Source organism: Paenibacillus lentus (assembly GCF_003931855.1).
GTDB classification, from domain to species: domain Bacteria; phylum Bacillota; class Bacilli; order Paenibacillales; family Paenibacillaceae; genus Fontibacillus; species Fontibacillus lentus.
This window is the reverse complement of the sequence record NZ_CP034248.1, coordinates 4,422,854-4,446,138: the sequence shown is the minus strand read 5'-3', so window position 1 is coordinate 4,446,138 and position 23,285 is coordinate 4,422,854. Positions and strand designations below refer to the sequence as shown.

At 47.3% G+C, this 23,285-nt stretch carries 19 protein-coding genes and 1 riboswitch; of the genes, 17 read left to right on the top strand and 2 right to left on the bottom strand.

Annotation, left to right across the window (positions count from 1 at the left end; all coding sequences use genetic code 11):
* Positions 1 to 53: 53 nt before the first annotated feature.
* Positions 54 to 989: a magnesium/cobalt transporter CorA gene (corA, locus tag EIM92_RS20140; protein ID WP_125084361.1), complete on the bottom strand. Its 936-nt coding sequence runs from the start codon at positions 987 to 989 to the stop codon at positions 54 to 56.
* Positions 990 to 1,428: 439 nt separating this feature from the next.
* Positions 1,429 to 1,552, top strand: a riboswitch (SAM riboswitch).
* 134 nt (positions 1,553 to 1,686) lie between these two features.
* Here corA and metA point away from each other — a divergent pair.
* The 16 genes from metA (at position 1,687) to aroF (ending at position 20,221) form a co-directional block, all read left to right on the top strand.
* Positions 1,687 to 2,622: a homoserine O-acetyltransferase MetA gene (gene metA / locus EIM92_RS20135; protein ID WP_125084360.1), complete on the top strand. Its 936-nt coding sequence runs from the start codon at positions 1,687 to 1,689 to the stop codon at positions 2,620 to 2,622.
* Positions 2,623 to 2,641: 19 nt separating this feature from the next.
* A complete protein-coding gene (locus EIM92_RS20130) occupies positions 2,642 to 3,829 on the top strand; it encodes an aminotransferase class I/II-fold pyridoxal phosphate-dependent enzyme (RefSeq protein WP_125084359.1) in 1,188 nt (395 codons plus the stop codon).
* Positions 3,822 to 5,012: a trans-sulfuration enzyme family protein gene (locus tag EIM92_RS20125; RefSeq protein WP_125084358.1), complete on the top strand. Its 1,191-nt coding sequence runs from the start codon at positions 3,822 to 3,824 to the stop codon at positions 5,010 to 5,012. Before EIM92_RS20130 ends, EIM92_RS20125 begins: the two co-directional genes overlap by 8 nt.
* Positions 5,013 to 5,228: 216 nt before the next feature.
* The gene (gene mqnC, locus EIM92_RS20120) at positions 5,229 to 6,365 is read left to right on the top strand and encodes a cyclic dehypoxanthinyl futalosine synthase (protein ID WP_125084357.1); all 1,137 of its coding nucleotides are present in this window, start codon (positions 5,229 to 5,231) and stop codon (positions 6,363 to 6,365) included.
* 163 nt (positions 6,366 to 6,528) lie between these two features.
* Positions 6,529 to 7,431 (top strand): putative sporulation protein YtxC, encoded by a 903-nt coding sequence (locus tag EIM92_RS20115; RefSeq protein WP_125084356.1) that lies wholly within the window; start codon positions 6,529 to 6,531, stop codon positions 7,429 to 7,431.
* A 391-nt stretch (positions 7,432 to 7,822) separates the two neighbouring features.
* The gene (gene thrS, locus EIM92_RS20110; protein ID WP_125084355.1) at positions 7,823 to 9,760 is read left to right on the top strand and encodes a threonine--tRNA ligase; all 1,938 of its coding nucleotides are present in this window, start codon (positions 7,823 to 7,825) and stop codon (positions 9,758 to 9,760) included.
* Positions 9,761 to 9,839: 79 nt separating this feature from the next.
* Positions 9,840 to 10,532, top strand: a complete 693-nt coding sequence (locus EIM92_RS20105) for a 3D domain-containing protein (RefSeq protein ID WP_246021080.1) — start codon at positions 9,840 to 9,842, stop codon at positions 10,530 to 10,532.
* 103 nt (positions 10,533 to 10,635) lie between these two features.
* Positions 10,636 to 10,803, top strand: coding sequence for a hypothetical protein (locus tag EIM92_RS23800; RefSeq protein ID WP_164515163.1), 168 nt, complete (start codon positions 10,636 to 10,638; stop codon positions 10,801 to 10,803).
* Between the two features lie 205 nt (positions 10,804 to 11,008).
* Positions 11,009 to 11,950: a cell wall-active antibiotics response protein LiaF gene (gene liaF, locus EIM92_RS20100; protein ID WP_125084354.1), complete on the top strand. Its 942-nt coding sequence runs from the start codon at positions 11,009 to 11,011 to the stop codon at positions 11,948 to 11,950.
* 2 nt (positions 11,951 to 11,952) lie between these two features.
* Complete coding sequence (locus EIM92_RS20095) at positions 11,953 to 12,978, top strand: sensor histidine kinase (protein ID WP_125084353.1); 1,026 nt, start codon at positions 11,953 to 11,955, stop codon at positions 12,976 to 12,978.
* A 13-nt stretch (positions 12,979 to 12,991) separates the two neighbouring features.
* Positions 12,992 to 13,651 carry a response regulator gene (locus EIM92_RS20090; RefSeq protein WP_125084352.1) on the top strand — a complete coding sequence of 220 codons (660 nt, stop codon included), beginning with the start codon at positions 12,992 to 12,994 and terminating at the stop codon, positions 13,649 to 13,651.
* A gap of 157 nt (positions 13,652 to 13,808) precedes the next feature.
* Entirely contained in the window at positions 13,809 to 15,437 is a 1,629-nt protein-coding gene (locus tag EIM92_RS20085) for a S1C family serine protease (RefSeq protein ID WP_125084351.1), read from the top strand.
* A 191-nt stretch (positions 15,438 to 15,628) separates the two neighbouring features.
* Positions 15,629 to 16,321 (top strand): response regulator transcription factor, encoded by a 693-nt coding sequence (locus tag EIM92_RS20080; protein ID WP_125084350.1) that lies wholly within the window; start codon positions 15,629 to 15,631, stop codon positions 16,319 to 16,321.
* A 2-nt stretch (positions 16,322 to 16,323) separates the two neighbouring features.
* Positions 16,324 to 17,781, top strand: a complete 1,458-nt coding sequence (locus EIM92_RS20075; protein WP_125084349.1) for a sensor histidine kinase — start codon at positions 16,324 to 16,326, stop codon at positions 17,779 to 17,781.
* A gap of 76 nt (positions 17,782 to 17,857) precedes the next feature.
* On the top strand, positions 17,858 to 18,811 hold the full coding sequence (locus EIM92_RS20070; protein WP_125084348.1) for a 4-hydroxy-3-methylbut-2-enyl diphosphate reductase: 954 nt from the start codon (positions 17,858 to 17,860) through the stop codon (positions 18,809 to 18,811).
* A gap of 372 nt (positions 18,812 to 19,183) precedes the next feature.
* Complete coding sequence (gene aroF / locus EIM92_RS20065) at positions 19,184 to 20,221, top strand: 3-deoxy-7-phosphoheptulonate synthase (protein WP_125084347.1); 1,038 nt, start codon at positions 19,184 to 19,186, stop codon at positions 20,219 to 20,221.
* Between the two features lie 118 nt (positions 20,222 to 20,339).
* Here the strand turns inward: aroF and EIM92_RS20060 are convergent, their stop codons facing one another.
* Positions 20,340 to 21,362 (bottom strand): LacI family DNA-binding transcriptional regulator, encoded by a 1,023-nt coding sequence (locus EIM92_RS20060; RefSeq protein ID WP_125085288.1) that lies wholly within the window; start codon positions 21,360 to 21,362, stop codon positions 20,340 to 20,342.
* 544 nt (positions 21,363 to 21,906) lie between these two features.
* On the opposite strand from EIM92_RS20060, the gene EIM92_RS20055 reads away from it, so the two are divergent.
* Positions 21,907 to 23,268 (top strand): ABC transporter substrate-binding protein, encoded by a 1,362-nt coding sequence (locus EIM92_RS20055; RefSeq protein ID WP_125084346.1) that lies wholly within the window; start codon positions 21,907 to 21,909, stop codon positions 23,266 to 23,268.
* Positions 23,269 to 23,285: the final 17 nt, after the last annotated feature.

Sequence of the window (23,285 nt, the reverse complement as noted above, 5' to 3'; positions counted from 1 at the left end):
AAGGACGAAAGCTATAATCCGACAATCGGAAGCTTTCGTCCTAGGATCAACCCTCAAATCCAGTCCCGCTTGCGGAACAAGTAATACATTCCTGCGCCGAGAACGATCATGATCCCAAGCACCACGTAATAAGAATATTTCCAGTGCAGCTCAGGCATATGGTCAAAGTTCATTCCGTATATACCTGTAATTAAAGTCAGCGGAATGAATATCGTCGTGATTGCGGTGAACACACGCATAATCTCGTTCGCCCGGTTGGCGATCGAGGATTGGTAGGCTTCTCGCAAGTTGCCCATCAGCTCGCGGAACGTCTCGAAGTTCTCCGAGATTTTCACGGCGTTCTCATAAATATCGCTGAAATACTTCTGTAATTGATCATCGATCAAACGCAAATCCTTTTTATTTAAAATATTGATAACTTCTTTTTGCGGCCCCAGCATCTTTTTCAACCACAATATTTCACTTCGCAGACCGATAATTTCGCTAAGATGGGAACGTTTTGTATGCATCAGAATATCCTCTTCTAGCTTCTCGATCTTCACTTCGATCCGGTCGCTGACCGTAAAGTAGTTGTCCACGACAAGGTCAATGAGCAAGTAGAGGAAGCGGTCAGGCTCGCTTACTTCCTGCTCCCACAAGATCGGTTTAACTGCTCGTAGCTCGTTGATCTTTTGCTTAGTAACCGTGATAATGTAATGTCGGCCGAGAAAGATGTTCAAGGCTCGTAGGAAGATTTCTTCATCATCGAAGCGGATGCTGTTAACGACAATGAAATAATGGTTATCATACGTTTCAATTTTCGGACGCTGCTCTTCCTCCGTTAAGCAATCCTCTACAGCCAAGTCATGCAGGGAGAATAGCGGCTGCAAAATTTTGAGATCCTCACCGTCCGCATCAATCCAATAAAAGCCTTCCTTCGGTGCTGTGGTTGTCAGTTCCACATTATCAACCGTTGTAAATACGCCGTCTTTAACATGACGAATCTTCAATGGTTCCACTCTCCTTTTCCCCAATCCTGTCGGATTTATATGCTCTAGCAAGCATAGGAAAAGGATCAGCAGCCGGTAACGCCTAAAAAGGCGTTTTTATAAAACACCGGGAAACGAAAACGAAAGAGCCCCAAATCATCCGTGAGCGCTCTGCTGATCGGTTTCCTATACATTGTTGTTGTGGGGCAGTTCTCTGCGGACTCGGGTCGCCTTCCATAATCGGTTTCACCTCTTTGCCTTATTGTTAATTAACACTTGTCTAGTATAACCCTAGACATTTGGCATGATCAAGCCATTCTTATATATGCAGGGCTATTTTTCAGCTTATGAAGGAAAAGGGCGGAAGGTGATTACCGCTGGGTTCTTGACGGAAGTCTCTTTATACATTAAAGTGTTCTCAGGGAACTGAAGTGTTCCATGAATAATTAAATATGGCGAAATCTTATCAAGAGTAGGTGGAGGGACTGGCCCGATGATACCCGGCAACCGGCGATTTAATCGTACGGTGCTAATTCTTGCAGAACCGTCAAGCGGGAGCGCTTGCGGTCTCTGAGAGATGAGAGAGGCGCATTCATAATTATAATGAAGACCTTTCTCTAACTGAGAAAGGTTTTTCTTGTATAGAATGCCGTCGCTTTCTACGATAGGATGACAACGCACACGACAATGTTTGTTCAGAGAAGGAGTTGAAGAGAGTATGCCAATTAAAGTTCCTGATCACTTACCGGCGAAAGAAATACTGGAGAATGAGAACATATTCGTTATGGATGAGTCCCGGGCTTACAGACAAGATATACGTCCGCTGCGAATCGCCATCCTGAACCTCATGCCGACGAAGGAGACAACCGAAACACAAATTTTACGTTTGCTCGGGAATACACCATTGCAGGTGGAAATCGTCCTTCTCCATCCGCGTTCCCATATATCCAAAAATACCCCGGCTGAGCATCTTGAAATGTTCTATAAGACATTCGACGAAATCAAGTCACGGCGTTTTGACGGATTGATCATTACGGGCGCCCCGGTCGAGCAACTGGAATTTGAACAAGTAAACTACTGGGAAGAGCTGAAAGGGATCTTTGAGTGGAGCAAGACGCACGTCACTTCAACCCTGCATATTTGTTGGGCTTCCCAAGCTGGTTTATACTACCATTACGGGGTTAGAAAAATTCCTCTTGCGAAAAAATGCTTCGGTGTGTACCCGCATACAGTGAACATTCCAAATGTCAAATTGCTTAGAGGCTTTGATGAGGTGTTCCAAGTACCTCATTCGCGGCATACGGACGTTGAACGCAGCGACATTGAGAAGGTGCCGGAGCTTGATATTTTAGCTGAATCCGAAGAAGCGGGCATTTATCTCGTAGCGACGAAAGACGGCAAGCAAATATTCGTAACGGGACACTCCGAATATGATCCTTGCTCATTGAAATGGGAATATGATCGCGATGTGGCTAAAGGGCTAGATATTGCGATTCCTGTTAACTATTACCCCAACGATGACCCGTCACGTCCCCCGAAATCTACTTGGAGGTCCCATGCTAACTTATTATTCTCCAATTGGCTGAACTACTATGTGTATCAAGAAACGCCCTATGACATCGATCAACAGGGCGGACTCATTTATCATATATAGGTTGCGGAGGGATTATGATATGTCAGAGAAAAAGTACCGTATTGAGAGTGTGCTTGCACAGATCGGTTCAATTGAGGAACCGGTTACCGGAGCAGTGAACTATCCGATATACCAGGCAACGGCTTTCCGGCATCCACGGTTGGGACAAAGTACTGGATTCGATTACTCGCGGACAAAGAGTCCAACGCGTGCGGTGTTGGAAGAAGCAGCGGCTGCGTTGGAGGCAGGGGATGCGGGCTTTGCCTGCAGCTCCGGCATGGCGGCATTGCAGACCGTGTTCACTTTGTTCGCTAGCGGCGATCATTTGATCGTTTCGCTTGATTTATATGGCGGTACTTATCGTTTGTTGGAGCGGGTACTATCGAAATATGGAGTTACCGCATCCTATGTGGATACGAACGATTTAAGTGCGCTTGAAGAGGCCAGACAGCCTAACACAAAGGCGGTATTTATCGAGACGCCGACGAATCCGCTGATGATGGTTACGGATATTAGAGCGGTTAGCCAGTGGGCCCGTGACCATGGTCTTGTGACCATCGTCGACAATACGCTGCTGACTCCGTTCTTCCAGCGCCCGATCGAGCTTGGCGCCGATATTGTCGTCCACAGTGCTACAAAGTATTTGGGCGGACATAATGATGTATTGGCTGGCCTGATTGTTTCCAAAGGAAAGGAACTGTCAGAAGAAATCGCCTTTCTTCACAATTCAATCGGAGCGGTACTTGGCCCGACCGATTCTTATCAGCTTATGCGGGGAATGAAGACGCTGGCTTTGCGTATGGAACGCCATCAAAGCAATGCCCTTGCCATAGCCAAGCATTTGCAAAATCATCCGCAGGTAACGGAAGTTTTCTATCCCGGACTGCCGGATCACCCTGGTTATGAGATTCAAAATGCCCAATCGAGCGGCAACACGGGCATCTTCTCTTTTAGAGTATCCGATGCGCGTTATGTGGAACCGGTGCTTCGTCACTTGAAGCTGATCGCTTTTGCCGAGAGTCTTGGCGGAGTTGAATCTTTAATGACGTATCCAGCCGTACAGACACATGCTGACATACCAGCTCACGTTCGCGATGCTGTTGGGGTAGACGATCGACTTCTGCGTTTCTCTGTAGGGATCGAGCATGTCGATGATCTCATCCAGGATCTTGATCAGGCGCTGGAAGCAGCGCGGGCAGAAGTCGAAGGAGGCAGCAAGAATGAGTGATCAAGGCAGTGTAAATGAATCCTCCGAAATAGGGAAAGAGGATAAAAAGTTTGATACAAAGCTGATTCATTTCGGTGGTGAAGTGGATAGCTCGACAGGCGCGGCAAGTGTGCCGATCTTCCAAGCCTCCACCTTCCACCACCATGATATTTATAATCCTCCATCTTATGATTACAGTCGATCGGGGAATCCGACGAGACAGGCGTTGGAGGATTATATAACGGTACTTGAGGGAGGGCAGCGCGGTTTTGCATTTTCCAGTGGCATGGCCGCGATTTCGACGACCTTCATGCTGTTCTCCGCTGGCGATCATATCATTGTTACGGAGGATGTGTACGGCGGTACTTATCGTCTGCTGACAGGAATCCTAAATCGTTTGGGAATTGAGGCGACCTTCGTGGATATGACGCAAATCGACGCAGTGAAGGCTGCGCTTAAGCCAAATACGAAGGCAGTCTACATCGAGACACCATCTAACCCTACACTGAAAATTACCGATATCGCTGCAGTGACGGAATGGGCCCACGCCCATGATCTGCTCAGCATTCTCGATAATACGTTCATGACGCCTTACTATCAGCGTCCGATTGAACAAGGTGTTGACATCGTGCTGCACAGCGCCACAAAATTCCTTGGCGGCCATAGTGATGTGTTGGCAGGTCTGGCCGTGACCAGAACGGAGTCACTGGGCCGCAGGCTAAAGTATATGCAGAACGGCCTCGGCACGGTGCTGGGAGTTCAGGATTCCTGGCTGCTGATGCGCGGAATGAAAACGTTGGGCGCTCGCATGGTACATAGCGAGAAAAGTGCCGGCAAGCTCGCTGAATGGCTCAGTCAGCGCAGCGATATTGATGCGGTGTTCTATCCCGGCCTGGCCAACCATCCGGGACGCGAAATCCATGAGAAGCAGTCCTCAGGTTATGGGGCCGTCGTCTCCTTCGATGTTGGCTCTGGGGAAAGAGCTAAGCAGGTGCTTAGCAAAGTTACGATACCACTTGTAGCCGTTAGCCTTGGGGCTGTCGAGAGCATTCTTTCCTATCCGGCAATGATGTCGCATGCATCCATGCCGCAGGAGGTTCGATACGAGCGCGGCATTACCGATGGCTTGCTTCGCTTCTCGGTAGGCCTTGAGGATATCGACGATTTAATCGCCGACCTGAAGCAGGCTTTGGAGCAAAACTAGAAGCCGGAAGTCATAGGTTAGAGTAATAGAGAATTAAAATCAACAGAAGTTAAAAGTTAGAAGTGTACAGCATCCGATCTTGGTTCGGGTGCTGTTTTTCCGTCCAGATTATGTTACGATAAAACCGTATTATTAAATTTCAAAATATTAGATATTTAACTCAGGGCAAGTGAAATAGAGCTCAAAGATCATTTTAGGAAGAAGGGGAGGCAGCCCATGACTGCAATTGACGGCATACTAGACAAAGCACTTCGGGGAGAACGACTTAACCTGGAGGATACGATCGCTTTATTTGAATCCGATGAAGTGGAGAAAATGGGGCATGCGGCTAATACTATAATGGAACGGATGCATCCCGAACCCATTACAACCTTCGTCATTGGCCGGAACGTCAACTATACGAATGTGTGTGATGTATATTGCCGATTCTGCGCCTTTTATCGCAGACCGGGCTCAGAAGAAGGATATGTGCTGCCTGACGAGGTCATTTTTCAGAAAATTCAAGAGACCATCGATGTAGGCGGTACTGAAATATTGATGCAGGGCGGCACGAATCCGAATTTGCCGTTTAGCTATTATACGGACTTGCTTAAGGCGATTAAGCAAAGATTCCCGGATATCACGATGCATTCCTTTTCGCCAGCAGAGATTGTGAAAATGAAGGAAGTATCGGATGGCCTTTCTCTCGAAGAGGTTGTGCGGCAAATTCATGAGGCTGGTCTTGATTCGTTGCCAGGAGGGGGGGCGGAGATTCTCGATGACCGGACGCGTCGCAAAATCAGCCGTCTGAAGGGCTCTTGGAGAGACTGGATGGATGTCATGCAGACGGCTCATCGGATCGGCATGAACACGACTGCGACAATGGTTATCGGTTTTGGTGAATCGATGGAGGAGCGTGCGCTGCATCTGATGCGTGTCCGCGATGCTCAGGATGAATGCCTGCAGAACGGCTATGATTCCGAGGGCTTTCTCGCCTTCATTCCGTGGACGTTCCAGCCGGATAATACGAATTTGAAGCGGGAAAGACAGACACCGCGGGAATATTTGAAAACCGTGGCGATCAGCCGAATTGTGCTGGACAACATTAAGAATATTCAGTCATCCTGGGTGACCATGGGGCCTGAAATCGGTAAACTGTCGCTGCAATATGGTTGTAATGATTTCGGCAGCACGATGATTGAAGAGAACGTAGTCTCCTCTGCAGGCGCAACGTACAAAGTCAACATTGAATCGATACTGTCCATCATTCGGGAGGCAGGAAAAATCCCGGCCCAGCGGAATACGAAATACGAAATTTTACGTACATTTGATCAATCCAGTCAGGTCGAAAAAGACTTTGTTATGCAGAACTAAGGATGATTAAGATTCGAAGCCGAATTACTCCAGGATATACTTCGTGATCCAAAGGTAAACTGCCAAAACAAAGGAATAGCTGTTTATGTTTCCATGAGCCGCTCCGTATATCTGTCTCCTCCTCACCATATACTTTGAGAAGGAAGCGGAAAGGGGCGAGTTCATGGAATTTTTTTTGATTGGCACGAATGTCGAATCCGCCGAGTCAGCTAACCAGTTCGGCAATTATATGCAGCGGTTGACCAAAAGTTTACATAATGGCAGCGTAAAATCAGAAATTATATACCTGCCTAAATACTCAAGAGTGGAATGGAGCATGAGCCTACGTCCCAAGAAAGGAGCACAGTCCGAGGCGAAAATCATGGACGACATCGCTCTTGCTGTCGCTGAATATGTTGTCGATGTCAGGGAGCCGGGAATCATTCGCAGAATCTTAACGAAGAATTATGAACTCAACGAAAACGAAAAACAGGCCGTTGAAGCAATTTGCCGTAAATTTTTGACCATGGAAGAAGGACAGGCTGAGGCGAGAAAAGCTCGTCTGATGTTGATCGAGGCAGCGTTTCGTCAAATGCTTGAAGGACAACAAAGTACTTTTGATCTCGACGGTTTTATTACGTTTAGGCTGCACAATTACGGGTTAAAGCTGCGCGAGATGGTCGATTATGCCGTAGAAGAGTTCTTGCTGGATAAGCAGTATGAGGATTTTATTGAGCTGCTGCAGTACTTCGTGCATTTTCAAGAGCCGCTGACTCCGTTTATACACGTCATGCATAAGCGTGGCAGTGAATTTATCATTCTGAACGATAGGCTAAAGCAAATTGAAGCATCCTCAGGTGATGTGGTCATGCGGATGGCTGACCAGGAATTGCAGATGGAGGATGTCATCGTCAGCACGCTCATTTCCTTATCGCCGGAGCGGATACTGCTTCACACCCGGGATCCGGAAGCATTAGCCATTAAGACAATTCGGCGGATATTCGGTGAGCGGGTACAATTATGCCTGCGCTGCCCGCAATGTAAGGATTTCCATCAAAGCACAAGACAGCGCGACTTGGTAACATAATGATATAGAGTCGTGAGGTTCTTGACGGTAGATGTGGATAGCATTATAATTACAAATATTCAAGTGAAAAGCGTTGACAAAGACATGAACCAGAAAGTTGATCAGTACAGAGAGAGGGAACTTAGGCTGGAATTCCCTTCAGAGTCGGTTTTGGTTTACCCCTTTGTAGCTGTGTTCCCGAACTCTGAGCATTTCTGCCCAGAAATTAAGGAATGCCGGTTCATTACCGTTACATAATGCCTAAACAAGGACTTTTCTGGCTGTGTTCTACAGCATGGAACGGTCGAATGAGGGTGGAACCACGGGTATTAACGCTCGTCCCTTTCCGGGACGGGCGTTTTTTGTTTGTCCGCTCCCGGCAATGAATTACAAACTAAGGGAGGAACAAGAAGTGGCAGTATCAATTTCTTTACCGGACGGCTCGATTCGGGAGTATGCGGACGGAAGTACTTTGGAGGATGTCGCTGCATCGATTAGCAGCGGCTTGCGCAAAAATGCGCTCGCAGGGAAAATCAACGGAGTTGCTGTAGATTTAAGGACGCAGCTTACAGACGGGGCAGCCGTGGAAATCATCACGCCGGATTCCAAGGATGGCCTTGAAATTATGCGGCATAGTACGGCTCACCTTTTGGCACAGGCAGTTAAACGCTTGTTCGGCAACAAGGAAGTCAAGCTGGGCATCGGCCCGGTCATCGAGGATGGCTTCTATTACGATATGGATTTAGAGCATCCGATCAATCCGGAAGATCTGCAGAAGATTGAAAAGGAAATGGAGCGGATTATCGGTGAGAACCTGCCGATTACCCGCCGGGAAGTGAGCCGCGAGGAAGCGGTGGCCATTTTTACCGAGCTGGGCGATCCTTATAAATTAGAGTTGATTCGCGACTTGCCTGAGGACAGCGTGCTGTCTATTTACGATCAGGGCGAATTTTTCGACCTTTGCCGCGGCCCGCACGTGCCGTCTACAGGCAAAATCAAAGTATTCAAGCTGTTGAGCGTGGCTGGCGCCTACTGGCGCGGGAACAGCGATAATAAAATGCTGCAGCGGATTTACGGTACAGCTTTCTTTAAAAAAGCCGAGCTGGATGAGCATTTGCATTTGCTGGAGGAGGCCAAGAAGCGCGATCACCGCAAGCTAGGTAAAGAGCTGAGCATCTTTACTTTCTCGAATCTTGTAGGCCAGGGCCTGCCAATCTGGCTGCCTAAAGGCGCTACTTTACGCCGCACGCTGGAAAGATATATTGTAGATATTGAAGAGCGTCTTGGATATCAGCATGTCTACACACCCGCTCTAGGCAATGTGGAATTATACAAGACATCAGGCCATTTGGCGCATTATCAGGATGATATGTTTCCTAAAATGGTGATGGACAACGAGGAGCTTGTGCTCCGGCCGATGAACTGTCCGCACCATATGATGGTGTATAAGAGCGAGATGCACAGCTACCGTGATCTGCCCATTCGAATCGCCGAGCTTGGCTTGCAGCATCGTTACGAAATGTCTGGAGCTTTAACGGGACTGCATCGCGTCCGTGCAATGACGCTAAACGATGCTCATATCTTCTGCCGTCTGGATCAAATTAAAGACGAGTTCAAACGAGTGCTCGCTTTAATCGCGCAAGTATATAAAGATTTCGGAATTAATGATTATCGGTTCCGCTTGTCCTATCGTGATCCGGAGGATACAGACAAATACTTCCAAAACGATGATATGTGGAATACAGCTCAGCGTATGCTGCGTGAAGTTGTCGAGGAAGAGGGAATTCCCTTCTTCGAGGCGGAGGGTGAAGCCGCATTTTACGGGCCGAAGCTGGACGTACAAATTAAGACTGCGCTCGGCAAGGAAGAGACGCTCTCCACGGTGCAAATCGACTTCCTGCTTCCAGAGCGCTTTGAGCTCGAATATGTAGGAGATGACGGGGCTAAGCATCGTCCTGTCGTATTACATCGCGGTATTCTCGGGACGATGGAACGCTTCACAGCCTTCTTGCTGGAGAATTATGCAGGTAATCTGCCGCTTTGGCTGGCACCTGTTCAAGCGAAAGTCATTCCGGTATCGGGGGCATTTGAAGACTATGCGCGTGAAGTAGAAGAGAAACTGCTAGCCGGCAGAATCCGCGCCGAAAGCGATTTGCGCAACGAGAAGCTGGGCTATAAGATCCGTGAAGCTCAACTGGAGAAAATACCTTATATGTTCGTTGTCGGCGAAAACGAGCAAAGAGAGGGAACTGTCTCCGTACGTAAGCGCGGTGAAGGCGATCTTGGTGCGAAATCGCTGGCTGAAGTGATTTCCTTGCTGCAAACCGATATTCAAAACCATAAGATCTAAGTAAATAAAAGAACCATTAACGAAGGTATAAACATTGGCGCATGTGGACATCCTCTGGAATAAGGGAGGAGATTGTCACATGCGCCAAACTATTATATTGAAACGATTTGGTATGTATTGTGCGCTGGTATTCGTGCTAACAGTATTGATGAGTAAGGATAGTACAATACATGCCAATCCGGCTTGGCAACAGGAATTTCAACAAATGGCGGCGATGAAAACGTTCAAAACGACCGCTATATTAGCACGGCAGGGAGTAATCCCTAAGCCGATATTTATTTCGAACTTACCAAAAAAATACGAGCAAGCAACAACAGAAGTCAATGTTGGAGAAAAGGCTACTAGCGCCACGTTTGAGACTGTGAAAGTAGTAGCTACTGGTTATACCGCAGGTTATGAGTCTACAGGTAAACGTCCTAACCATCCAGGCTATGGGATCACTTATTCCGGCGTTAAGGTACGAAGGGACAAAGACACGATTTCTACTATTGCAGCTGATTTAAAAGTGTTTCCACTTGGAACGATTTTGTATATACCAGGCTATGGCTATGGCGTTGTAGCAGATAAAGGCTCAGCCATAAAAGGAAACAAAATCGACCTATATTTTAAAACCACCAAGCAGGTCTTCAAAGAGTGGGGCAAGAAGGAAGTAGAGGTTCAAGTGATTCGCAAAGGTTCGGGAAAGCTGACGGAGGAAATGTTCAACGAGCTGGGTAAGGCGCTTGAGGTCAATAAGGAGATACCCGCCAATATTTGGGACAAGGCTATTTGAATTATAAGTTGCATAAAATGACTTCCCGAGGTGCATAATACAAAATGCATTCATGCAGTCGCTGCATGTTATGCACGCGACGGCTTAAGGGAGGTGAACAAAGATGCCAAACCAAAATCAAAATCAAAAGAAAGCAGCTTCTCCAGGCTATAAAACGCCAAACGAGAAATTCAATGCTGAATTCGCTGAAGAGAGCAATGCTACCATTGCTCAAAAAGCGAAAGCTTCCCGAAATGCAGCTTCGAATCCAAGCTCTCAAAGCGGAAAATAATGTTTCGAACAAACACGAGCGTCCTGTAAAGGACGCTCTTTTATTTTGAGTGGTCATTAAGTTTATCACAAACATCCAATAATTGTAACCTCCTCGGTCTCGGGACCGAGCTAACATTCAATCTCTCGTCGCTGTTCCTTCCTTGCAGGATGTTGTACACTAAAACCAGATAAAGCTTGTGCTTTATATGATGGAGGGATTGAAAATGAAGAACGGAATGTCAGGCAGAATTATTGGAGGATTTGTCCTCATTGCGATCGGTGTCGTTTTTTTATTGAATCAGCTCGGCTTCACCGATATTAGTATCGGATATCTGTTTTCGACCTATTGGCCTGTATTTATGATTTTGGCTGGAATATTACAACTTGTGAATAGGGAACGCGGGGATTCGAATTTCATTTGGAGTTTGGTCTTAATCGCATTAGGCCTGTTCTTTCTTGGCAAAAATTTAGGGTATCTTCATATCGACGCTGCGGATTTCTTCAAAATGTTTATACCGGTTATGCTCATTATCGCTGGTCTGTCGATCCTCTTTAAGCCGCGTGACAGATCGCGAAATAAGGAGGAGTTGCCCAAGACGCCACCGCCACCAGTCGATAATCCGTTCGAGGCTCCGATCGATCCCGCTTTCCACCCCGAGATGGAGTCGCCGCTTGATAAAATCTTTGGAACGACGACGAAGACGGGAACGGATCAGGAGGAAAAACAATATAGTGATAAGTTCAACTATGGCAAGTTTCAACAAGGCACCAACACCGGGAAACGTGAAATTCTTACGAAGGCCGGGTTCATTGGGGATGTTCATCTCGGACAAGATTATTTTCAGCTACAGCCAATGAATATATCCCATTTTATCGGGGACACCATTATCGATTTGACGAAAGCGCAAATTCCTTACGGAGAGACGAAGATTACAGTTTCCGCATTCATTGGCGATGTGAAGGTGTTTATACCTGAGGATATGGATATCGGCATTACAGCAACCTCGAGCGCGCTTATTGGCGATTTGAAGGTATTGTCGCAAAAGCGGGGGGGCTTCCTGAGCAACGTGAACGCACAGTCGCCGCATTACGGCGAAGCTGGCAAGCGAATCAAACTAGTCGTCAGCGTGTTCGTCGGCGACGTAAAAGTGAACATGGTGGGCTGATTATGATCGTGCAGCGTATAATAAAAAACACAAAATGGGAGCTGCTGCTCTTCTTCCTGTTGACGGGAAGTTTGACGGCAGTGGCTCTCTACGTCGGCTCGATCTATGGAGCCGTACTTGTCATTGATCCTCGGGTATGGATTTATATCATCGCGGGGATTCTTGTGTTTGTACTTGTCATTGGTTATATTGCTGGACAGCGGATCCAGCGCCGTCTTGATTCGCTGCATTTAAACATGCTCCAGGTGGCGAAGGGGAATTTATCCGTGCGGATGCAGGAAACGGCGGACCAGACATTTTCCGGGGTCTATCAGGAATTTAATAATATGACAGAGGCTGTTGAGAAGAAAATGAAGCTGCTTCAGCAGTTTGGTGAGCAGGAAGTGATCGAGAAGGAGCAGGCTGCTGAGATGGCGGTACTCGAGGAGCGCAGAAGGCTTGCACGTGATTTGCATGATACCGTCAGTCAGCAGTTGTTCGCCATTCATATGGCAGCGTCCTCCTTGCCGAAGGTTCTGGAAATGAATGAAGCTCAGGCCGAGGTTGTTCTGGAACAATTAATTCAAATGTCCAACATGGCTCAGAAGCAGATGCGTGCGCTCATCGCTCAGCTGCGTCCGATGGAGCTGGTGGGCAAGACATTGGCTGAGGCGCTGGATCATTGGTTCCCCGATTATTGCCGGCAGAACGGTCTTAGGGGAATGAAGGATATGGATCTGCAGGGCGATTTATCCGAAGCGAAGGAGCATCAGTTGTTCTTAATCGTACAGGAGGCGATGGCGAATATCGTCAAGCATTCTGGAGCGAAGCTGGTCAGCCTGTCGTTGAGAGAAGGGCCGAGGCAGGTCGTTCTGAGTATTAGTGATGATGGACAAGGGTTCAGTAATGGAGTGCAGAAGCAAGGCTCCTATGGACTAACGACGATGAAGGAACGCGCGGAGAAGCTGGGTGGTAATGTCGAAATCATTAGCAAGCCCGGGGCAGGCACGACAATTCGCGTTCATATTCCAAAGTTCGAAGAGGAGTAGGAGGGGGACGCAAATGAACGACAAAATAAGAGTGATGATCGTGGATGATCACGATATGGTCCGTATGGGTCTCAAAACATACTTAATGCTTGACCCGGGCTTTGAGGTCGTGGCCGAGGCCAGCGATGGAGATCAGGTCGTGAAGCTGCTCGACCTAGGCATCGAAGGCGGGCTGCCTGACATCGTCCTGATGGATCTGATGATGCCCGCCATGAACGGGGCGGAAGCAACGAAGGAGGTACTGACGCGGTACCCTGATTTGAAAATCGTTATACTTACCAGTTTCCTAGAGGACGATCTTGTAGTTCAGGCCATTGAAGCGGGAGCCGTCAGTTATGTGCTGAAGACCGTTTCAGCAGCGGAGCTGATTTATGCATTGCAGGGAGCCTATCGCGGCATGCCTGTCATGACCGGGGATGTGGCTCAGGCGTTAACGCGCGGACTGCGTCAGCGTACCGTGCAGGGGGATAACTCTGGCATGACCGAGCGGGAAAAGGAAGTGTTGTTGCTGATTGCCGAGGGCAAGAGCAACAAAGATATTGCTGAGGAACTGCACATCAGCATTAAGACGGTCAAAACTCATGTTAGCAACTTGCTGATGAAGTGCGAGCTGGAAGACCGGACGCAGCTAGCGATATACGCGCATCGCCAAGGCTGGGTAACGGGCTCCTAGCCTTTTGGTTTGATCAAGGTACTGCAGTATGATATAGGTTGTTTTTGGCTTTTATCTCCTTTTTAATTGTTTTTAAGGTACGTTTAAGGTTTATAGTACAAAATAAGAACAAGTAAACAAGAACCCCTGAACGACTGGGGGAAGGAGGTATTTCAACATGGACGATCAAAAAAACAAACCGGGTCAAGGCTTTGGAGAGAACGGGAATGACAAGCCGCAGCAAACTCCAGAGTCGAGCTCGTCTTCTTCATATTACTATTCGTACGGGCCATTTCAATCCTATGGCAAAAACGGCGAGGAGCCTCGTCAAGGCGATTCCTATGATCGCCGCCAGCACGATGAGGTTGAAATCACCAAGCCTCAACCGGTGAAGCCTATCCCTACATCTTCTTTTAGCGGTTATTCTACATCGGATAACCCGCGAGGCATGGCTGGGAACGGCAATATGGGGGCTCTGGGATCTACATCTACGGCACCCAAAAATGCCAATTGGCAGTATAATGAGCGGCCGAAACGCTCATCCTTTAAATCTGTATTTGCCGGGATGCTGGCGGGGATGTTGATCCTAACAGGAGCCATGGTATTTGCGGATCGAACCAACCTCTTTACACCGGATACGGCAGCCAATGTTCCAGCCTCAGCTGCTGCGCCAGAGTCCAAACCGGCAACAGGAGACGGAGGATCATCTGCAAAGACATCGACTGTGGTCTTTCCGATGACGAACCCTGGGGATGTAACAAGCGTCGTTCAGCAGGCTGGTCCGGCCGTTGTAAAGATTGAGACATTGGTCAAGGCCGGAAGACAAAGTCAGCGCATTCAAAGCAATGATCCGTTCTATCGCTTCTTCTTCGGGGACGATTTCTACGGAAATAATAGTAACAATGGTGGCAGCTCGTCCAACTCGAATCAGCTGGTACCAACGGGAATCGGCTCAGGCTTTATTTTCGATAAAACAGGTTACATCCTGACAAATGAGCATGTGGTGCATAATGCCGACATCGTTCAAGTTACGCTTCAAGATAGTGAGAAGCCTTATGAAGCTAAGGTGCTAGGTACAAGCTACGAGCTTGACCTTGCGGTACTGAAGATCGAGGGCGACGACAATTTCCCTTCGATTCCGCTTGGCAACTCTGATAATACGCAAGTAGGCGAGTGGCTTGTGGCAATCGGTAATCCACAGGGATTCGATCATACGGTAACGGCCGGTGTGCTTAGCGCTAAGGAAAGAGGCGGTATTCGCATCGCGGGTGAGAACGGGGAGAAGGATCGGGAATATGAGCATTTGCTCCAAACTGATGCATCGATTAATCCGGGGAACTCCGGCGGTCCGCTGCTTAACTTAAATGGAGAAGTCGTGGGAATTAACGTTGCGGTTAGCTCCGATGCCCAGGGGATTGGGTTTGCGATTCCAACATCCACCGTCACGGAAGTCTTGGATAAGCTAAAAAACAATGAGGAAATTCCTAAGAAGCCGGTGCCGTTTATCGGGGCAACGCTGATGACAATGACGGACGAAGTGGCTAAGGAGATGGGCACCGATGTAACTGAAGGCTCCGTCGTATCGGATATTGTCTTCAAATCTCCGGCATATAACGCAGATCTTCGTCCATATGATATCATTACCGGAGCAGACGGCAAGAAATATGTGACCAAAGAAGATTTAATCGCATATATTCAGAAGCAAAGTGTCGGAACGGTCGTAACCTTCAATGTTGTTCGAGACGGTAAGAAAATAGACCTGAAAGTAACGATCGGCGACAGAAATGAGTTCCCGAACATCCAATAATAACAGGGGGACTTCTATTCAGCAAAATTGAATCAGAAGTTACAAGAGGCGGCACGGCTTATTGCCCTGCCGTTTCTTCATGCCATGGTCTAAGCGGAAACAAAGCGGGTTCTGGTGTACAATATTAGTATGAATATAGGTGCAAGCTGCGAACGTAAGTGAACAAGCGGTTTAGTAAAGGAGAGATAGCCGTGAGATCGGGAATATTGGTAATCGATGATGATGAGAAAATTACATCTATGCTTCGCCGGGGATTAGCCTTCGAAGGGTACGACGTATATACGGCGAATGACGGGATGGAAGGTCTTTCGATGATGATGACTGCTGATCCGGATTTAATCATATTGGACGTGATGATGCCGAAGCTGGATGGTTTTGAGGTATGCCGCAGGCTCCGGGAAGGGGGAAGCACGGTTCCTGTTCTAATGCTGACGGCTAAAGACGAGGTCGAGAATCGGGTCAAGGGGCTGGATACAGGGGCTGATGATTACTTGGTAAAGCCTTTTGCGTTGGAGGAGTTGTTAGCTCGGGTACGCGCTTTGCTGCGCCGTAAAGAATCCTCGGGAGGAGAAGCTGGAAATCACAGACTTATCTTTGAGGATGTTATTATGGATTTGGACTCCCGCGAAGTGCTGCGGGCTGGTCAACGGCTGGAACTAACTGCTAAGGAGTTCGAGTTGCTGCATTTGTTCATGCAAAATCCAAAGCGCTTGCTGACGCGGGATCTCATTATGGACAAAATTTGGGGATACGATTACAGCGGTGAGTCGAACGTGCTTGAAGTTTATATTGCCATGCTCAGGCAAAAAACGGAGGAGCATGGAGGAAAGCGGCTCATTCAGACGATACGCGGTGCCGGCTATATTCTGAGAGGTGATTCCTAGGCATGTCGATTCGGCTACGTCTAACAGCTTGGTATACGGGGATATTAGCGATCACTCTTATTATGTTTGGCGCGTCGATATATGGAATAGTGCGGTACAATATCTTTTTTGAAGTGAAGAAGAGGGTCGTGGAGCATGCGGCTCAAATCGAAAAAGCCCAGAACGTAAGTCTTTCCCAAGGTCTGGATCTGCAGATGGATCGGAGTCAAATCCTACGTTTAGAGGATGCACGTATTTTCTGGCAGCTGAACAATTATGTCAAAAATACCACGCGTATTTCTGAAGGTATGCTGAACCGAGAAATGGTATTTCCGGTGCCGGATATCGATCAGATTGGCAAAAACGGCGACTTCCAGAACATAACGATCAATGGAAACTCCTATATGTTATATGAAAGACAGCTCATCTACGGAAATACGATCGTCGGTCTGCTTCAGCTTGCCGCGGATACTAATGCGGAGAACCGGATCATGGGCCAGCTCAAGACGGTGCTGCTGTTCGGTTCATTTATTACGATCGCCGTAGCAAGTACCTTCGGATTGTTCCTCGCCCGACAATCGATGGCGCCGATTGGCAAAATCATCGAGGCGGCCAATGGCATTCAGAAGGGAACCGACTTAAGCGTGCGAATCGAATATGAAGGTCCTAGCGACGAGATCGGCCGGCTGATCGGCACCGTAAACAATATGCTGGCCAGAACGGAAGGATTCTATAAGGAATTGGACGAGGCATATGCAAACCAGCGGCGGTTCGTATCCGATGCATCGCATGAGCTGAGAACTCCGCTAACAACGATACGCGGCAATGTCGATCTGCTGAAGAAAATCTGGGTCCGGGAAAGCACAGAGCCGGCAGTCATGAACGAGGAGCAACTGCGTAAGTTCTCCTTGGAGGCCGTCAGCGATATTGCGGATGAGTCGGAGCGCATGAGCCGGTTGATCAATGATATGTTATCCCTAGCCCGTGCGGATGCTGGCCAGACCATCGAAAAGGAGCCCCAGCCGTTAGCCCCGATTGTAGAGGAAGTTGTGCGGAGAGCCAATTTCCTTCCGCGTAAAGCGTTGTGGCTGCAGGGTGATTTATCCGTCATTCAGGACGCTTGCATCGTCGGCAACAAGGATTATTTGCAGCAAATGCTGTTTATTTTTATAGAGAATGCCTTTAAGTACACTCCGGAAGGCCAAGTGAGCATCGATGCCATTATATCCGGTAATCAGATCGGCATACGGATCAAGGATAGCGGCATCGGCATGGATCGCAGCGAAATTCCACAAATTTTCGAACGCTTCTATCGTGCAGATCCATCACGGGGAGTGACTCAGGGAACGGGTCTTGGCTTGTCTATTGCCAAATGGATTATCGATGAGCATCAAGGCTCGGTTGAGGTGATTACCCGGCGCGGCGAAGGGACGACTTTCGTGATCTGGCTCCCCGTTGTCTTTAACGAGCAGCAAGAATAGGCTATAATAAAGATTGTTGCCCTTCAAACAGATTTGGATCTGGATACAGGGGAACAAGAAAGCGGGGGTGCAAATCATGGAAGTGATCAAAATTTCGCCGCGCGGTTATTGTTACGGCGTTGTCGATGCGATGGTGCTTGCGAGACAAGCTGCTAAAAATCTCGATTTGCCGCGGCCGATATATATATTGGGGATGATTGTGCATAACAGTCATGTGACCCAATCCTTCGAGGATGAAGGAATCATTACGCTCGATGGACCTAACCGTCTGGATATATTAAGTCAAGTGGAGAGTGGCACGGTTATTTTCACCGCTCATGGCGTATCTCCTGAGGTGCGTAAAATCGCTCGCGATAAAGGCTTGACTACTGTAGACGCGACTTGCCCGGACGTAACCAAGACGCATGTTCTCATCAAAGAGAAGGTAGCGGAGGGCTACGAAATTATTTATATCGGGAAGAAGGGACATCCTGAGCCGGAAGGAGCTATTGGTGTCGCTCCGGATCATGTTCACTTGATCGAGAAGGAAGAGGAAATCGATTCCCTTAAGGTCGATGCAGAGCGGATTGTCATAACCAATCAGACGACGATGAGCCAGTGGGACATTAAGCATATTATGAAGAAGCTGCTGGAGAAATTTCCTGGCGCAGAGATTCATAATGAAATTTGCCTGGCAACACAAGTAAGGCAGGAGGCTGTTGCTGAGCAGGCAGGGCAGGCGGATCTTCTTATTGTCGTGGGCGATCCGCGCAGCAACAACTCTAATCGTCTGGCTCAGGTATCGGAAGAGATTGCCGGGGTCACAGCCTATCGGATTTCGGATGTAACCGAGCTGAAACGCGAATGGCTGGAGGGAGTAGGCAAAGTGGCCGTTACTTCAGGCGCATCCACACCGACACCGATTACGAAAGAGGTTATCGCCTATCTGGAGCAGTATGATCCAGAGAACCCGGATACATGGGAAATCGTGCGAACTGTCAACATGCAAAAACTTCTGCCGCCAGTTAAGATCGGCGCAAAGAAATCTTAAATTTTAATAATGTTCATAAAAGCTGTCTCGACCGGAAAGCATTTTGCTACCGCTACAGAGACGGCTTTTTTATATATTTTGACCGTAAATGCAAGCGAAATAGCATTATCCCTGATGAAGAAGAAATAATAGACTAAAGTAAAAGACAACGACATCATGGAGGCTGGGAGCTATGCTTTGGAAGGGATTTGCAGCTTTTATGATTGGGCATATGTTATGCTTGACGGGGAAACTGGATTCAGGTATAGTTACTTTAGTTGATAAAAGCTTGAAAGCGAACAAGCGTTTAAGCGACAAATAGGTTTGATTGTTTGGTGACGGAAAATATATAATTTTTGGCCCAGTGCCCGTGACATGAAAGGATGATAAATCGTGATCGTAATTACTTCTAATCAAACGCCGGAAGAGCGTATTAATGAGATTATCGCTGTTATTGAGAAGGAAGGACTGCAAACCCATGTATCACGTGGAAGCGACCGTACCGTGATTGGGTTGATCGGAGCGATTGAGCCGAAGCTTGCTGAGCATCTGCGGCAGATGAAAGACGTAGAGAATGTGGTGAAAATATCCAAATCCTATAAGCTAGCCAGCCGTGATTTCCACCCGGAAAATACGGTTATTGAGATCGGCGATGTGAAGATTGGCGGAGGAGATCTTGTCGTTATGGGCGGTCCTTGCGCTGTGGAATCGGCGGAGCAGATTGACGAAATCGCCCGCTTAGTGAAGGCGGCAGGCGGCCAAGTACTGCGCGGCGGAGCATTTAAGCCTCGTACGGGTCCTTACAGCTTCCAAGGCGTGGGAGTTGAAGGCTTGGTTATGATGGCTGAAGCCGGGAAAAAGCATGGCCTGCTGACAATTACGGAAGTCATGACACCGGAATATGTTGATGTATGCGCAGAGTATGCGGATATTTTACAGGTCGGTACGCGCAACATGCAAAACTTTGATCTGCTTCGTAAACTTGGAACATGCGGCAGACCGGTACTTCTGAAGCGTGGTTTCAGTGCAACATACGACGAATTTCTAAATGCGGCAGAGTACATTCTTGCAGGCGGTAACCCGAATGTCATGCTGTGCGAACGCGGAATCCGTACTTTCGAAACCTACACAAGAAACACACTTGATCTATCCGCAATACCAGTACTGCAAAGCTTAAGTCATTTACCGGTTATTTCTGATCCGAGCCATGGAACGGGACGCCGTGAGCTTGTAGAGCCAATGACAAAAGCATCCGTCGCAGCCGGTGCGGACGGATTGATTATTGAAATGCACACTGACCCGGATAACTCGATGACAGGCGACGGCGTCCAGTCATTGTTCCCTGATCAATTCGCTGCCTTGCTTCGCGATTTGGAGCAGTTGGCTCCATTGCTTGGCAAACGTTTCGATACACCAAAATCAGCTATTTAAGCACATCAGATGATAACACCCCTCTGCTCTTTCTTTTAAGAAGAACAGAGGGGTGTATTATTTTTGAAGGGTTGTTAAAGAATATATATGGAATCTGTGTTTTGTCGGTTTGATGCATTTAAAAGTTGTCTAGTCTACAGCCGCAGGACTCACGAATAACGAGTTCCGGCTCTACCACAATATTGCTCGTCTCCGCCTGGCTATTCATGAGATCATATAGCATCAAGCCGGCAAGTCTGCCGATTTTATCTTTGTTCTGCCTGATTGTGGTGAGGGCGGGACTCGTATATTTACAGGCTTCGATATCGTCGCAGCCGATTATTGCCACATCCTGCGGAACGCTCAGCTTATGTTCCTTTAATGCACGCATAGCTCCAATCGCAAGCAGGTCTGAGGCGGCAAAGATGGCACGTGGCAGTGAGCCCGATTCAATCATCCGATTCATCGCTTCATATCCACTCGTTTCAAAGAAGTTGTCCCCATTCACGAACCAATTCTCATTTAAAGGCAGGCCAAAGCTATCGATCGCATTCTTATAGCCTCCCTCTCGCATATTGGAGATTTCTGATTCCTCAGTACTCCCGATATAGCCGAGCTCCCGATATCCTTGCAAATAAAAGTGCTCCACGACTTTATAGGACATTTTATAGTTGTCTGACATAATAAAACCGGAGTTTTTGCCCTTCAGTTCGATATCCACCCCAATGCAAGGAATGTCGCTCAAGTCCAGCTCACGGATCGAGGGTTCAACCTGCTGTCCGGTTACAATAATGCAGCCATCCAATTGGAAGTGCTTACATCTGGCGAGATATTCGCCATCGACCGCATAGAACTTTTCATTGGAGAAGAATAGAAGATCATAGCCGAGTAGGCCGACTTGTTTCTTAAATGAATTGAGAACCTCGACGAAAAAAGGATGGGTAAAGTCGATATTCAGTTTTCCAGCAAAAATAACACCGATAAGATTCGACTTTTTAGTCGCTAATGTTTTGGCAGAGTTGGATGGTACATATCCTGTTTGTTTCATAATTTCGAGTACTTTATTTTTTGTCTCTTCAGAAATATCACTGTAGTTGTTGATGATTTTGGATACGGTCGATACCGAAACGCCGGCCATTTCCGCAATCGTTCTGATGTTGATGGTCAAGACATAACCCCCTTCTTGATAAGGCATTCTAACCTATAGAATGTAAATCGTAAGTCCTTGGTATAAGGAGCAGCATTTCCACGATTTCACGATTTATTGAAACTTTAGATTCAGCTGCATTGTATGTTGTTTTCGAAAATACTAACGAAATAAAAGCGTTTTACATTCTATATTTGCGAAATCACGAAAACCCTTTCGTAGAACATCTTACCTTTTTTCTATTGTTCGGTCAATGAGTTTTAAGTCAGGATTATATATTAAAATCCTTGATGTATAAAGGGATTTTAATGATTTCTTGTATGTGATTGCATGAAGCGACAAGAAAGATGGAATAATTTAAAATAGGTCTTTACAAACGAAAAAAATGATGTAATAATGAATTTGACGAAACCGCTTTCGGAGTTTTCCTTGTTTAGAACGTTAGAACTACGAAAATGCAGCATGCATTATTCAGAGCATTTTCAATGTTTAAGTGATTTTGAATGAGGGATCCATCGCAGAGTTTCGCAATCAATGACTATAAATAGGGGGAAAAATCATGGTCAAGAAAATTTCTGCCATCGTACTTGCAGGCGCACTAACGCTTAGTTTGGCGGCTTGCGGCGGCGGTGGTAACAACGCAGCTTCTGGAAACGATGCCGAAGGCGCTAAGGGTTCTTCCGGGAAAAAGCAAGTAATCAAGATTTTACATTGGAAACAAGAAAACATTAACAAAGCGATGGAAGAAATCAATGCGAAGTTTGAAGAGAAGTATCCGGAATATAAAGTCGAGTACACGACGACTGGTCCGGATGATGAGTATAAACAAGCGCAAAGAGCAAGACTGACAGCGAATGATGTTGACATTCTGGCCGACTTGTCCGGCATGAGATTGTCACCGCAGGAATGGACACCAGGCGCTAAGGTTCCTGACTGGGAGCAATGGATCAACTCCGGTCTGATCGCTGATCTGTCCGATCAAGCTTTCATCAAAAACTGGAACGCTAACGACATTGAAAAAGCCGGTACCTATAAAGGTAAAGTCTACGCCATTCCGACTGGTAAAGTAGCGATGTCCGGTTTGTTCTACAATAAAGAGATTTTTGAAGAGCATGGACTTGAAGTGCCTAAGACGTGGAGTGAGTTCATTGAGCTGAACGAAACACTGAAGTCCAAAGGCATTACGCCAATTGGCGTTGCTGGTAAAGACGTATGGCCGTTGAAACTGCCTGTGTTCGCGCTTCAAGCGAAAATTCTAGGCGGCGGCGATCAGCAGAAATGGATCGAAGGCGTATGGAAAGGCGAGACAGCGTTCAACGATGCCGAGGCAATTGAAGTTCTTGAGAAAATGAAAACTCTTCAAGATAACTATATGATCGAAGGCTTCATGGGAATTGATTATGCATCTGCTCCATCTATTTTTGCAACTGGTAAAGTAGCTATGCTGGCTGATGGTTCTTGGGATGCTCCGACGATCGCTACAGCGAATCCAGACCTTAAATTCGGTTACTTCCCGGTGCCTGCTACCGAAGATGCAGAAAAAAATGCATCCTTTGTAGGTAAATATGATGTGACTTGGTATGCTGCTGAAAAAGGCCCGAACAAAGAGGGCGCTCTGAAATGGCTGGAATTCTTCTCCGAGCCTGAGAACTACACAACATTCGTTAAAGCTGCTGGATTCATCCCTACAATGGATGGGATTTCCACAGACAGCGATTTCATCGACAACGAACTGACACCTTATCTGGGCGACTTCGAGCTTGCTTATGAAATCATGATGATCAACCGTGAAAACGTAGGTGAGCACCTTGCAGCAGAAGGCGTGCATACGGAATACCTCGCTCCAGGCGGCGTGTACAAAACAGCGAAAGAACTTGCTGACGTACAACAGAAGGAATGGGAAGCTGCGGCACCTAGATAAGAAGTTATAACCATATT

Coding starts and splice junctions, on each gene's coding strand:
- EIM92_RS20105 (WP_246021080.1), top strand. CDS start 9,840: ATGCGCCAAACTATTATATTGAAACGATTTGGTATGTATTGTGCGCTG.
- mqnC (WP_125084357.1), top strand. CDS start 5,229: ATGACTGCAATTGACGGCATACTAGACAAAGCACTTCGGGGAGAACGA.
- metA (WP_125084360.1), top strand. CDS start 1,687: ATGCCAATTAAAGTTCCTGATCACTTACCGGCGAAAGAAATACTGGAG.
- EIM92_RS20090 (WP_125084352.1), top strand. CDS start 12,992: ATGAACGACAAAATAAGAGTGATGATCGTGGATGATCACGATATGGTC.
- EIM92_RS20075 (WP_125084349.1), top strand. CDS start 16,324: ATGTCGATTCGGCTACGTCTAACAGCTTGGTATACGGGGATATTAGCG.
- EIM92_RS23800 (WP_164515163.1), top strand. CDS start 10,636: ATGCCAAACCAAAATCAAAATCAAAAGAAAGCAGCTTCTCCAGGCTAT.
- EIM92_RS20130 (WP_125084359.1), top strand. CDS start 2,642: ATGTCAGAGAAAAAGTACCGTATTGAGAGTGTGCTTGCACAGATCGGT.
- EIM92_RS20125 (WP_125084358.1), top strand. CDS start 3,822: ATGAGTGATCAAGGCAGTGTAAATGAATCCTCCGAAATAGGGAAAGAG.
- EIM92_RS20085 (WP_125084351.1), top strand. CDS start 13,809: ATGGACGATCAAAAAAACAAACCGGGTCAAGGCTTTGGAGAGAACGGG.
- EIM92_RS20055 (WP_125084346.1), top strand. CDS start 21,907: ATGGTCAAGAAAATTTCTGCCATCGTACTTGCAGGCGCACTAACGCTT.
- EIM92_RS20095 (WP_125084353.1), top strand. CDS start 11,953: ATGATCGTGCAGCGTATAATAAAAAACACAAAATGGGAGCTGCTGCTC.
- EIM92_RS20115 (WP_125084356.1), top strand. CDS start 6,529: ATGGAATTTTTTTTGATTGGCACGAATGTCGAATCCGCCGAGTCAGCT.
- liaF (WP_125084354.1), top strand. CDS start 11,009: ATGAAGAACGGAATGTCAGGCAGAATTATTGGAGGATTTGTCCTCATT.
- EIM92_RS20070 (WP_125084348.1), top strand. CDS start 17,858: ATGGAAGTGATCAAAATTTCGCCGCGCGGTTATTGTTACGGCGTTGTC.